Source organism: Ammoniphilus oxalaticus, assembly GCF_003609605.1.
Classification (GTDB): Bacteria; Bacillota; Bacilli; order Aneurinibacillales; family RAOX-1; genus Ammoniphilus; species Ammoniphilus oxalaticus.
The window spans coordinates 125,552-138,586 of sequence record NZ_MCHY01000011.1 but is presented as its reverse complement, the minus strand read 5'-3'; the positions used below and the strand labels follow the sequence as shown (position 1 = coordinate 138,586).

Genomic DNA, 13,035 nt, shown 5'->3' with positions numbered 1-13,035 from the left:
AAATTACTCAAATACAGAAAGGAAGTAACTAAATGACTATTATTTCTGACGTATATGCAAGAGAGGTGCTCGACTCCCGCGGGAATCCGACGGTGGAAGTCGAGGTTTATTTAGAATCAGGAGCGTTTGGTCGCGCATTAGTTCCATCCGGCGCTTCAACAGGAGCTTATGAGGCAGTCGAACTTCGCGATGGGGATGCCGCTCGCTATGGTGGCAAAGGTGTTTTAAAAGCGGTTGAAAATGTGAATGAAATTATCGCGCCGGAATTAACCGGACTAGATGCTCTTGATCAAATTGGAATCGATCGTCAAATGATCGAGTTAGATGGAACGCCGAACAAAGCGAAGTTAGGGGCCAATGCGATTTTAGGGGTTTCAATTGCGATCGCTCGCGCCGCAGCGGATGCGTTAGGTCTTCCGCTGTATGTGTACCTTGGCGGATTCAACGCGAAGGAACTTCCTGTGCCGATGATGAATATCTTGAATGGCGGGGAACACGCGGATAACAATGTCGACATTCAAGAATTTATGGTTATGCCAGTTGGGGCCGAAAGTTTCGCTGAAGGATTAAGAATGGGAACAGAGATCTTCCATAGCCTAAGATCGGTATTGCAAGAAAAAGGTCTGAATACCGCTGTTGGCGACGAGGGTGGTTTTGCCCCGAATCTGCCATCGAATGAAGCTGCGTTGGAGACGATTGTGGAAGCGATCAAACAAGCTGGTTACAAACCAGGCGAAGACGTGTTGTTGGCGCTGGATGTAGCCGCAACTGAATTATATAAGGATGGCGTTTACCATTTAGAGGGTGAAAAGACGACTGATCAAATGATTGATTACTTAGTGATGCTGGCCGATAAGTACCCAATTATTTCAATCGAAGACGGACTTACTGAAGATGACTGGGATGGCTGGAAGAAATTAACCGATCGTCTGAAAAATAGAGTGCAACTTGTTGGCGACGACTTGTTTGTAACGAATACGGAGCGGTTAGCGCAAGGAATTGAGACGGATACAAGCAACTCGATTCTAATTAAAGTAAACCAAATTGGGACATTGACCGAAACGTTTGACGCGATCGAAATGGCAAAACGAGCCGGTTATACGGCAGTCATTTCACATCGTTCCGGTGAAACAGAAGATTCAACGATAGCGGATATTGCCGTTGCTACGAATGCGGGACAAATTAAAACTGGGGCGCCATCGCGCACAGATCGCGTCGCGAAGTACAATCAATTGTTGCGAATTGAAGATGAACTTGGCTCGTTAAGTCAATATAACGGACAGCAGGTTTTCTATAATTTAAAGAGATAGTAAAAAACCAAGGGGCTACATAGCCCCTTGGTTTTTCTTGATCGATTCGGCTGCCTGTGATAAAATAGGTTAAATAGAATAGTTAATGCTATTTGTAAGAAGTTTGGGGGTACCGATATGGTTCTTTTTTTGAAAGTTTTATTGATCACTTTTTCGATCGGATTGATTGTTGTCGTGCTGCTGCAATCAAGTAAGAGCGCAGGGTTATCTGGTTCGATCGGCGGCGGAGCGGAACAAATGCTCGGTAAACAGAAAGCCCGCGGAATGGACGCGGTTCTAAATAAACTTACGATTGTGTTTGCTGTCGGATTTATGATTTTAGCGATTGCCGTAGCCTTTTTTTCTAAATAAATGATTGCAGAGGATGTTTCTACAGGACTAAACAACCAGACGTTGGAGCTAGTCAGTGAAGCATCTTTTTTTATCACAATACGTAAAACATGGGATTAAGGGAGAGGGGATCATGATCGGTTGTTTGCTCCTGCATGGGTTTACCGGTGGACCATTTGAAGTTGAGCCGTTATCTGAACGGCTTGCAGCGCAAGGATGGAGCATTGCCGCGCCGACATTGCCGGGACATGGCGATGAAAAAGATGCGATGAAACAAGTAACATGGAAAGACTGGATTAAAAAGGCGGAGGATGAACTGAAGGAGTTGCTTTTGACGTGTTCTGAAGTATACCTGATCGGCTTTTCGATGGGGGGCATGATTGCCGCCTACTTGTCGACGAAATATCAAGTGTCTAAATTGGTCTTACTAAATGCCTGTGTATACTATATAAACCCTGCCCAAGTTTATCAAAATATAGCGGAAGCAATTAAATCGAACTTCACAGCTAATTCAGAGATTATAAAACGTTATATGGAAAAGTCGCTTTCAGCGCCTGTTCGTTCGATTGTCCATTTTAGACGTTTAATCACGGTTTTAAGACCTGAGTTAAGCAAGGTAACTGCGCCAACTTTAATTTTGCAAGGAGAGCGCGACGATCTCGTTGAACCGCGCAGCGCGGAGTATATATATGATCAGATCGAATCAGATATTAAGGAGATACACTTTTTACCACAATCGAAACATTTGTTGTTACGTGATTGCGAGAAGGAGCAAGTATTCGAGCTGGTCGAACGATTCTTAATGACAGAACTTGCCCCGCAACCAACGTGAGGAGGTAACATTGTCCATGCAACAGGTGTCATCCATTTTTCATAAAGGACATAATGGTCGGGGCATATTATTGATACATGGATTTACTGGGACTCCGTTGGATATGGATCCCCTTGTTAAATTTTTTTGCGGGATTGGCTTTGCGATAGCCGCGCCTTTGCTAGCAGGTCACGGAACGACGCCAGAGGCGTTGCGCAAAACAACTTGGATGGATTGGATGCAGTCCGCGGAAGAAGCGTATCACCAATTACGCTTAAGTGGAGTCGGATCGGTTTATACGATTGGACATTCCATGGGTGGACTGCTTTCTTTGAGATTGGCTTTACGTTATCCGTTTGCGGCAATGTCTACATTGAGTTCTCCCATTTTTACGCGGGATCAGCGAATCAAATATGCGCGCTATCTGAAATGGGTGAAGCCGTATGTTCGACGAACAGAGCAGAAGGCGCCTCATATTGAACAGCATTTGCGCCCTTATCCGCGTACACCGTTAGCGTCAATCGATCAGTTACAGCGATTAATTGAATCAATTAAGGATGACTTGCCAAAAATAAAAACACCGATCTTTGTGGCGCAGGGCGGGGCGGATGAAACTGTCGAGCCGAAAAGCGCTAATTATATATATAATCGGATTGGGTCACACTATAAAAAAGTTCAGCTCTATCCAAGTTCTTCACACATCATTACGAGAGATCATGATCACCACCGCGTTAATCAAGATATCGCTAGTTACTTTGAAGCTATTCGTATTCAAACGGAAGGGGAACGCCCCTTTTTTCACATAACTGGGAACACAAAGGAGTCGAGACGATGTGATCACAGAACTAAAATTGATTGAATTTATGAGAGAAGAAGCCTATCATCCGATGACCGCCCAAGAGTTAGAGGAGGAATTTGGGAGTCAGTCTGCGGAGGAATTTAAAGAGCTTGTTAAACTATTGAACGTGTTGGAGGAAGCGGGTAAAATTGTCCGCACTCGTTCTAACCGATATGGCGTTCCAGAGCGGATGAACCTTGTTCGCGGAAAACTGCAAGGACATGCAAAAGGATTTGGATTCGTGTTGCCTGAGGAAGAAGGCATCGAAGACATTTTCGTGCCAGCGCATGATATTAATGGAGCGTTAAACGGGGATATCGTTCTTTGTCGCCTATCCAAAGCAAAGGGCGGCGCGCGCCTTGAGGGTGAAATCATTCGTGTTGCGCAGCGGGCAACGAATCGCTTTGTGGGAACGTTTTCTGATCAAAAACATTATGGTTTCGTTATTGTTGATGATAAACGCTTTTCTAAAGACATTTTTATCTCTAAAGCAGATACGATGGGGGCTGTCGACGGGCACAAAGTAATCGTTTCGATTGTTAAGTATTCCGAAGATGGCAGAGCGAATCCTGAAGGAAAGATTGACCAGATCATTGGACATAAAAATGATCCAGGCATTGATATTCTGTCCGTCATTCATAAATATGAGCTGTCCGAAGCGTTCGATGATCATGTGCTGAGAGAGGCGGAAGCAGTTCCAGAGGAAATCTCTCCTGACCAAATGGAAGGTCGTCGAGACTTACGCGACCGAACGATTGTAACGATCGATGGGGCCGACGCGAAGGATTTAGATGATGCGGTTTCGTTAGAAATGCTGGACAATGGCAATTACCAATTGGGTGTACATATTGCCGATGTCAGCTATTATGTAAAAGAAGGATCGCATCTCGATGAAGAAGCATTTCGCAGAGGAACGAGTGTTTATTTAGTCGATCGCGTCATCCCCATGATTCCGCATCGATTATCAAACGGAATCTGCAGTTTAAATCCGCAGGTGGACCGCTTAACGATCACCTGTGAAATGGAATTTGATCCACGCGACATGAGCTTGGCCCGTCATGATATCTTTTTAAGTGTAATCAAGACAAATGAACGGATGACTTATGCGGATCTCTTTAAAATTTTAGAAGAAGAAGATGAAGGCCTTATGGCTCGATATGAGCCGCTCGTGCCTATGTTTCAACAGATGAAAGAGCTTGCCTTGAAATTACGTCAAAAAAGAATGGATCGCGGGGCAATTGATTTTGATTCTCCCGAATCTAAAATTATTGTTGATGAACAAGGCGCGCCGACAGATATTGTTTTACGGGATCGAACGGTTGCTGAACAAATTATTGAGGAATTCATGCTTGCCGCAAATGAAACCGTCGCTGAACATTTCCACTGGTTAAACCAACCGTTTATTTATCGGACGCACGAAGATCCAGACGAAGGGAAATTACGTTCATTCTTGGAATTCATTACGAATTTTGGCTACATGGTCAAAGGATCCGCAAACAATATTCATCCGCGGGCGTTACAGACGTTGTTAGAGCAAGTAAAGGAATCGCCTGAAGAAACGGTCATTAATAAAGTGATGCTTCGTTCTATGAAACAGGCGAAATATGACGCTCAAAATATTGGTCATTTCGGCTTGGCTGCGGAGTATTATACCCATTTCACTTCCCCGATTCGTCGCTATCCTGATTTAATCGTGCATCGCTTAATACGAGAGTGGTTGGAACGAGGAGCGATGAATGAGGATCGCAAAGAAGCCTGGCGAGAAAAACTGCCTGATATTGCCCGCCATACGTCTGAGCGAGAACGCGTTGCGATTGATGCGGAACGAGAAACAGATGATATGAAAAAAGCGGAATATATGGCTGATAAAATCGGTGAAGAATTTGAAGGGATCATTAGCAGCGTTACGAATTTTGGGATGTTTATTGAGTTGCCGAACACGATTGAAGGCCTTGTTCACATGAGTTATATGACAGACGATTATTATCGATATGATGAACGCAATTACGCTTTAGTTGGAGAGCGAACGAAAAAGACGTATCGCATTGGCGATCTTGTAAAGGTTCGCGTTCACGGTGTTAATAAAGATGAACATACGGTCGATTTTGAACTCGTTGGCATTGCGAAAAAGGCGGAGAAACGAAGTAAAAAGGCGACAATTGTTATTCAAGGCGGAAAACGTGAGTCAAAGCCTAAAAAAAAAGAAAACAAACCGTTTTATAAAGGTTTAGCCAGCGGTAAGCAAGGCCGAAAATCCAAACGGAAAAATAAGAAAAAACGAGCATAGACATTACAATTGTAGGCACTCGATGGTTAGTCGGGTGCCTTTGATTTGAGCATCCAGTATGGTGTATAATACAGGGACGCAAACCATTTGAGGTGAAAAGCAATGGCCATTACAAGAGGAGAAAAAGTCATCGCCCAAAATAGAAAAGCGTTTCATGACTACCATATTGAAGATCGTTATGAAGCGGGGATCGTATTAACAGGGACAGAAATTAAGTCGATTCGAGCTGGTAGAGTGAATTTGCGGGATAGCTTTGCGCAAGTGCGTAGGGGAGAGGCTTTTTTGCATAATATGCATATCAGCCCGTATGAACAAGGCAATCGTCACAACCACGAACCATTACGAATGAGAAAATTATTGTTACATCGTCAAGAGATCGATCGGATATTCGGAATGATGCGTGAAAAGGGTTACACATTAGTGCCGACTCGTTTATATTTAAAAAATGGATTGGCTAAAGTCGAAGTTGCGTTAGCGCGAGGGAAAAAACAATACGATAAACGTGAAGCGATAAAGCAACGAGACGCAAAACGCGAAATGGACCGCGCGATAAAAGATCGCTTACGGTAATTACCATTTGAAACAAGATACTAGATATGCTATATTATTATTATTACACGATTCACACCCTAGAAGTTTCTCGTTTATACGGGGGCGTTCTGGATTCGACGGGGGTAGGTCGGGCATAAGTAGCGAGTCGGGGGGCTGCGGGCCTCGTTAACAACGCGGAGTTAAATATAACTGCAAAACAACCTAATTTACAATTAGCTGCCTAGTTGCAGCCTAATCCTTCTCTAGGGAATCGCCCATGTTCGCTTTAGAAGGTCATCTTAGTGGGATAGCTCTTCCGAACCGTATCTGATCGGGGAGCGAACTTAAAAGATACTAGCCAATCCGATAGCCTGTCGTTGGGCGACGGAGCGGCGAACCTTTAAGTACAACGACTGCGCTCGGAGAAGCTTATGTTGCGTTACTTTCGGACGTGGGTTCGATTCCCACCGCCTCCACCAATACATAGTGGGGGTTTTTTATTTTGTATTTATTATCTTTAAAGCATTGGATTAGTCATGTTTAGAGGGAATACAAACAATAAAGAGCCGTAAAGCCTTTCAAATGATGGAGGGCTTTTTTCAATGGTCTACCATTACTTATAAATAAGTTCACCGATCATCTAAATTGGAACGTAAAAAATAGATCTTGCTCTATCTTTCGTCAGAAATCGACATTGATTTCAACGTCATTTATACGGAATATTAAGGAAAAGGGAACTTTAGTTCCCAAGAGAAAGTTCACACAATTTTCATAATTAATTTATAAAATAACTTGATTTTCACAAGGAGTAAACTTCTAATGGGAAATATCTGAAAAATCAGCGCTTATTTAGTGATAAGAACAAAATAACCTTTTTTACGCTTTTAATAATGGTAATTATGATGTATAATCTTCAAGTGTAGTTAATAGAGCATACAGAAAAGGAGAGGAAGCCAGTATAAGCAAGCCGCATGGAACTTTATTCGCAAACTAATCTCTACCTAAGAATACTTGTTGATCCTATCCTAGACATACGATAAAAGGCATAGGTTTTAATAGTAGGTTAGTGAACAAGATGTCATTTTTTCTGTTTTTTTATGCATTGCCTTTTCATCGGCAATTAAGAAGTTCATCATTCAACTTGATGATATAGTTTTTATACTTAGCTTAGGTAGAGCTATTAAACAAGAAAGTGGGGTAGAATTGTGATGAGTCAGTGGAAGAAAGCTTGGCGTCTCCTACCGCTGCTGGCGGTAATGATGCTAGTGCTCACGGGATGTGGTCAAGACCCGTTTCTATCAGCGCTCACTCCGAGAGGACCGGTCGCTGAGCAGCAATTTTACTTGATTAAACTGAGTATCTACATCATGATGGGTGTATTTGCTGTAGTTATGGTCATTTATGTTTATGTTCTGGTGCGGTTTCGTCATCGTCCGGGACAAACTGGAATTCCAGAACAGATTGAAGGAAGTCATAAGCTAGAAATTATCTGGACGACGATTCCTCTTATTTTATTAACAATTTTAGCAATCCCAACGGTTAAGATAACGTTTGATCTTGCGGAGAAATTTCCGACAGACGATGCGTTGCAAGTTAAAGTTATCGCTCATCAATTCTGGTGGGAATATGAATATCCAGATTTAGGCATTTCGGCTGCGCAGGACTTATATATTCCAACTGGAGAAAAAGTTCAATTCCAACTAACTTCTGAAGATGTCATTCACTCATTCTGGGCGCCTGCATTAGGCGGTAAAACAGACACGAACCCAGGAATGGTCAACGCGATGTGGTTACAAGCGGATGATCCAGGAGTATACAAAGGAAAGTGCGCTGAGTTATGCGGAGACTCGCATACGCTGATGGACTTTAAGATTGTGGCGATGGATCGACCAGAGTTTGACGCTTGGGTAGAAAAAATGAAAGAACCGCATGTCTCAAGTTCTGATGTGGCGGAAGGCGAACAGATCTTTGCAGATAGCTGTATTAGTTGTCACGCAATAGACGCAACACAGGGATTGGATATTCCTGATTTCGCTCCTAATTTAAGAAACTTTGGTGACCGAGTCGTCTTAGCTAACTACTTTAATATGGACGATGAAACAATCGCTGAATGGATTAAGAATCCTGAAAAAATGAAACCGGGCAACCTGATGCCTGGATTCGCAGATGAGTTAGATGATCAACAGCTTGCTTCTCTTGTTGATTATTTGAATACTTTGTCAGTTAAATAGTCTAAATCTTTATAGGAGGTATTTTAAGTGGCTGAACAAACACTTTCTCATCCGAAGAGATCGGGATTATGGGACTGGATTACGACGGTTGACCATAAGAAGATAGGGATCATGTACCTCTTGGCAGGTGGATTCTTCTTCCTTTTGGGTGGACTAGAAGCCTTGTTGATCCGTATCCAGTTAATGTATCCAGACTTAGATATCTTTGTTGGCGGTACATTTAACCAGTTGTTGACGATGCATGGCACGACCATGATTTTCTTCGCGGCAATGCCGATTATCTTTGCTTTGCTTAACGCGATTGTACCACTTCAAATTGGAGCGCGTGACGTTGCGTTTCCATTTATTAACGCGTTAGGGTTATGGTTGTTCTTCCTGGGCGGTGTCATCTTGAATGCGAGCTGGTTCCTTGGCGCTGGAGCTCCAGAAGCGGGCTGGACAGCTTATGCTCCATTATCGACACCGGCGTTTAGTCATATGGGTGTAGACTTCTATGTGCTTGGTCTACAAGTGGCGGGGATCGGTACATGGTTAGGTGGAATCAACTTCCTAGTGACGATCATTAATATGCGCGCGCCAGGTTTAACGTTCATGCGTTTGCCTATGTTCACGTGGACGGCGTTCGTTACATCCGCATTAGTGTTGTTCGCTTTCCCAGCGATCACAGTAAACTTAATTCTATTGATGTTTGACCGTTTGTTTGGCGGAGCGTTCTTTAACGCAGATATGGGTGGAAACGTTGTAATCTGGCAACACTTGTTCTGGATCTTCGGACACCCTGAGGTTTACATTTTGATTTTGCCTGCGTTTGGAATCGTTTCAGACGTTATCTCAACATTCTCAAAGAAACGTTTATTCGGACACAGCGCGATGGTTTTTGCTACGGTATTGATTGGTTTCCTAGGCTTTATGGTTTGGGCTCACCATATGTTTACAGTAGGAATGGGACCAATTGCTAACTCCTTGTTCGCATTAGCGACCATGTTGATCGCTGTTCCAACAGGAATTAAAATCTTTAACTGGTTATTTACGATGTGGGGTGGACAGGTACGGATCAATACGGCTAGTTTATGGTCGATTGGATTTATTCCAACGTTCCTCATTGGCGGTATGACGGGTGTTATGCTTGGAGTTGCTCCAGCTGACTTCCAGTACCAAGACACGTATTTCGTTATCGCTCACTTCCACTACACAATCGTAGGGGGAATGGTGTTCGGTTTATTCTCCGGTATGTACTACTGGTGGCCGAAGATGTTTGGTAAGATGTTAAACGAAAAGCTTGGAAAGTGGAATTTCTGGACATTCTTTATTGGTTTTAACTTAACGTTCTTTCCGCAACACTTCTTAGGTTTAATGGGAATGCCGCGTCGCGTATTTACATTCTTGCCTAATGCGGGTCTTGAAATGGGTAACTTTGTTAGTACGATTGGCGCATTCGGTATGACGTTGAGTATCTTGATTTTCCTTTTGAACATTGTTATCACAAATCGCAGTGAGCAAACCGTACCTGCAGATCCGTGGGATGGACGCACGTTAGAGTGGACAATTCCTTCACCTGCTCCTGAGTACAACTTTGCTCAAACGCCATTAGTGCGTGGTTTGGATGCGCTATGGGTTGAAAAAATGGAAGGTAACGGTCAGATCTCATATGCTGAACCATTAGGCAGGATCCATATGCCTTCACCATCCGTGTTACCGTTTTTGATGGCGATTGGGTTGACGTTTGCAGCATTCGGATTCATCTACCATACGTGGTTTGTGGCCGCGACGGGATTGATCTTCACATTTGTATTAATGTCGATTCGTTCGGTTAAGGACGATCCGGGTTATTATATCGAAGTTGAGGACATAGATGAGGGGGTAAAGGTCTAATGGAACCAGTGAAGACGACTTTACCTGCCTATCCTGAAAAGGCTACGTTAGAAGGTAGAAATAAAGTTATTGGTTTTTGGTTATTCCTTGGTGGGGAAGTAGTGCTGTTTGGTTCGCTATTCGCAACTTTTATTGCTTTGCGTCAAGCGTTCCATACAGGTCCAACGGGCGAGGAGTTGTTTGATTTAAGACTCATCGCCCTGGCTACAGGGATTTTGTTAACGAGTAGTATGACAAGTGTTATGGCGATTGTCGGAATGCATCGTAACGACGTTAAGTCGCTGAGAACATGGATGAGTGTGACGATTTTCCTTGGACTTTGCTTCCTAGGATTAGAAATTTATGAGTTTACGCATTACACAAGTATGGGTCATAAAATGTCGAGTAGTCCGTTCGGATCCGCGTTCTACACATTAGTAGGAACACATGGCGCGCACGTCATTGGCGGAGTTATTTGGATGATTCTACTCGTTGCTCGCTTACCTAAAACAGGCTTGACAGTAGTTACAGCGCCTAAGTTCTACCTTGCAAGTTTATACTGGCACTTTGTTGACTTAATTTGGGTGTTCGTATTTACTGTAGTATATCTGATGGGAAAGGTGGGTTAATCGATGACTGAACAAGTCAATGCTGAGACTCATCAGCATCGTCCAGAAGGACCTAAAAGACATTTGGTCACGTTCATCATCTCCATTGTCTTAACAGCTTTCGCGTTTGGAGCTGTACTCATCGGCGGTAACGCAACATGGGTTGTTCCATTTATTATTGGTATCGCGGTCGTTCAAGTTCTCTTTCAATTATATATTTGGATGCATATGGAACAAAAAGGACACGGTTTTCCCGCAGTAGCAATTTTTATGGGTACAGTTTTTGTGGTTGCGTTCATCGTAACGTTTGTCTATTGGTTAGGTGGATGGTAATTTCTTAAAAAAGGGGCTCGCCTACCAGGCGCCCCTTTTTCTTTTCCTATATTGTAAAATCCTGTAAAGAGTCATGCTATATTATTCTCCAATAGGAGGGATATGTTATGTTAGATGCGCACAATCAAGTCCAGGCGATCATGAACTTCGGATTCTGGCAGATGTGGGACCCGTTTCAATTCTTTCTTACCGCTGTCATGATTTATTTTTATGTTCGTTTTCTAAAACAAGAAGATCCGCTAGATCCTGTGCCATTAACGAAGAAACTATTATTTTTTTCAGGATGCTTTATATATCTTATTGCAGCTGGCGGTCCGATTAATTTCTATGGACACCATTTTTTACTCAGCGCGCACATGTTTCAACAAGCCTTAATGTATTATGTTGTACCTCCATTGTTAATCTTAGGCACACCTAAATATGTTTTTGAAGCGTGGATTAATAACAAATGGATGAAAAAACTTCTAGAAACCCATTTAATCATTTATTTACTCGCCTTCGACCTCCTATTTTCCATGTATCATTTACCGATGTTCTTTGATTTTATAATGTCAAAATATGTTGTGATGGTTATTGCTCATCTGTTCTTATTTGTGCTAGCGATTCAGATGTGGTGGCCAATTCTAAACCCGCTTCCAGAGGTCGCATCCGTTTCCGAGATCAAAAGAATGGCTTGTATCATTCTTGGCGCGGTATTGTTGACGCCCGCATGCGCTTTAGTGATTTTTGCTGACCATATCATTTATGCTCAGTATATTGGGGCGCCGCAGATTTTTGAAATACTGACGCCGATTTATGACCAGCAATTGTCGGGGATCGTTATGAAGTTTGTGCAAGAAATTTCTTTCGGTTCAACGTTGGCCTATATCTTTTTCCGCTGGTATCGCAAAGAAAACACGGTGGATCCCCTTGAGCGAGACTCATCTATTTTAATTCATCAAAAGGAAATCACTGAATAACCGTAAAGGGGAAAGTATGAATGATACTACCATTCTTAAGCACTGTATTTATCGTCACGAGCGCCATTTTGGTCGCATTTGGTTGGTATTATATTGCCAAAGGAAAAATTGACACACACAAGAAAGTGATGACCTTTGCTGGGGTTTTTGCTTTAGCCTTCTTTATCATTTATTCGTCACGCACGATCTTTGTCGGGAATACGACATTCGGCGGGCCTGAGCACTTGAAAATGTTCTACACGATATTTTTGATTTTTCATATTTTCTTAGCGACAGTTGGAGCCGTGTTCGGATTAACTTCTTTAACGACGGGTTTTAGAAATAAGTTAAAGTTGCATAAAAAGATCGGACCGATTACTTCAATCATATGGTTCTTTACCGCGACTACAGGTGTTATTGTTTATTTGATGCTCTATATTTTGTGGACGCCGGGTGAAACTGACAGCATGATCAAAGCGATCTTAGGCATTTAACTAAAAACAAGCAATGAAAGGCCGAATAGGAGCATTCGGCCTTTTTTTGTGTCGATTTACTAGATTAATGAGAAATGGCAAGCTACAATGGAAAGGAAGAAGAGGGGGGATCTAGGTTGGAGGAAACAGTGATTAAATTAAGCTCAGTTCAAATTCAATTTTTGATAGATACAGTGGAAAGCTTTGTCGACAACAAAAAACTACTGCATATTCCAGATCAAAGAGGTGAAATCGTAGCCTTGCCATTCACGTTGAAATCGTTGCAAGCTATGAAATCGATCCTAGACAAACAATCTTTAAAAGATCCGATCGAAATTAAAATTAACTTGAATAAGGAAATAGAACGTACAAGATTGACTTTCTCCATGCTGAACCAGGAGCGGAGTTATGAAGTAAATCTTGACGAATTTGATGAATTATAGCAAAAAAAGGCTGTTTATAAAGTCCGTTTCAAGGAAACTTTATAATCAGCC

The 13,035-nt window shown here is 42.6% G+C and carries 13 protein-coding genes and 1 other RNA gene; all 14 read left to right on the top strand.

Features of this window, described 5'->3' with window-relative positions; genetic code table 11:
* The first annotated feature begins 32 nt into the window (after window positions 1–32).
* Window positions 33–1,310 carry a phosphopyruvate hydratase gene (gene eno / locus BEP19_RS15865; protein ID WP_120190910.1) on the top strand — a complete coding sequence of 426 codons (1,278 nt, stop codon included), beginning with the start codon at window positions 33–35 and terminating at the stop codon, window positions 1,308–1,310.
* Between the two features lie 117 nt (window positions 1,311–1,427).
* A complete protein-coding gene (secG, locus tag BEP19_RS15860; protein WP_120190909.1) occupies window positions 1,428–1,661 on the top strand; it encodes a preprotein translocase subunit SecG in 234 nt (77 codons plus the stop codon).
* A 55-nt stretch (window positions 1,662–1,716) separates the two neighbouring features.
* Complete coding sequence (locus tag BEP19_RS15855; protein ID WP_147393812.1) at window positions 1,717–2,472, top strand: alpha/beta hydrolase; 756 nt, start codon at window positions 1,717–1,719, stop codon at window positions 2,470–2,472.
* 16 nt (window positions 2,473–2,488) lie between these two features.
* Window positions 2,489–3,310 carry an alpha/beta hydrolase gene (locus BEP19_RS15850; protein ID WP_120190907.1) on the top strand — a complete coding sequence of 274 codons (822 nt, stop codon included), beginning with the start codon at window positions 2,489–2,491 and terminating at the stop codon, window positions 3,308–3,310.
* A 4-nt stretch (window positions 3,311–3,314) separates the two neighbouring features.
* Window positions 3,315–5,576, top strand: coding sequence for a ribonuclease R (gene rnr / locus BEP19_RS15845; protein WP_120190995.1), 2,262 nt, complete (start codon window positions 3,315–3,317; stop codon window positions 5,574–5,576).
* Window positions 5,577–5,684: 108 nt separating this feature from the next.
* Window positions 5,685–6,146, top strand: a complete 462-nt coding sequence (gene smpB / locus BEP19_RS15840) for an SsrA-binding protein SmpB (protein ID WP_120190994.1) — start codon at window positions 5,685–5,687, stop codon at window positions 6,144–6,146.
* Window positions 6,147–6,226: 80 nt separating this feature from the next.
* Window positions 6,227–6,586, top strand: a transfer-messenger RNA (tmRNA) gene (gene ssrA, locus BEP19_RS15835).
* Window positions 6,587–7,315: 729 nt separating this feature from the next.
* Entirely contained in the window at window positions 7,316–8,338 is a 1,023-nt protein-coding gene (gene coxB, locus BEP19_RS15830; protein WP_120190906.1) for a cytochrome c oxidase subunit II, read from the top strand.
* A gap of 111 nt (window positions 8,339–8,449) precedes the next feature.
* Window positions 8,450–10,210 (top strand): cbb3-type cytochrome c oxidase subunit I, encoded by a 1,761-nt coding sequence (locus BEP19_RS15825; protein ID WP_120190993.1) that lies wholly within the window; start codon window positions 8,450–8,452, stop codon window positions 10,208–10,210.
* Window positions 10,210–10,818 (top strand): cytochrome (ubi)quinol oxidase subunit III, encoded by a 609-nt coding sequence (locus BEP19_RS15820; RefSeq protein WP_120190905.1) that lies wholly within the window; start codon window positions 10,210–10,212, stop codon window positions 10,816–10,818. Before BEP19_RS15825 ends, BEP19_RS15820 begins: the two co-directional genes overlap by 1 nt.
* A 3-nt stretch (window positions 10,819–10,821) precedes the next feature.
* Complete coding sequence (locus BEP19_RS15815; RefSeq protein WP_120190904.1) at window positions 10,822–11,130, top strand: cytochrome C oxidase subunit IV family protein; 309 nt, start codon at window positions 10,822–10,824, stop codon at window positions 11,128–11,130.
* Between the two features lie 107 nt (window positions 11,131–11,237).
* Entirely contained in the window at window positions 11,238–12,089 is an 852-nt protein-coding gene (locus BEP19_RS15810; protein ID WP_120190903.1) for a cytochrome c oxidase assembly protein, read from the top strand.
* Between the two features lie 20 nt (window positions 12,090–12,109).
* A complete protein-coding gene (locus BEP19_RS15805) occupies window positions 12,110–12,562 on the top strand; it encodes a DUF420 domain-containing protein (protein ID WP_120190902.1) in 453 nt (150 codons plus the stop codon).
* Between the two features lie 116 nt (window positions 12,563–12,678).
* On the top strand, window positions 12,679–12,984 hold the full coding sequence (locus BEP19_RS15800) for a hypothetical protein (RefSeq protein ID WP_120190901.1): 306 nt from the start codon (window positions 12,679–12,681) through the stop codon (window positions 12,982–12,984).
* Window positions 12,985–13,035 lie beyond the last annotated feature (51 nt).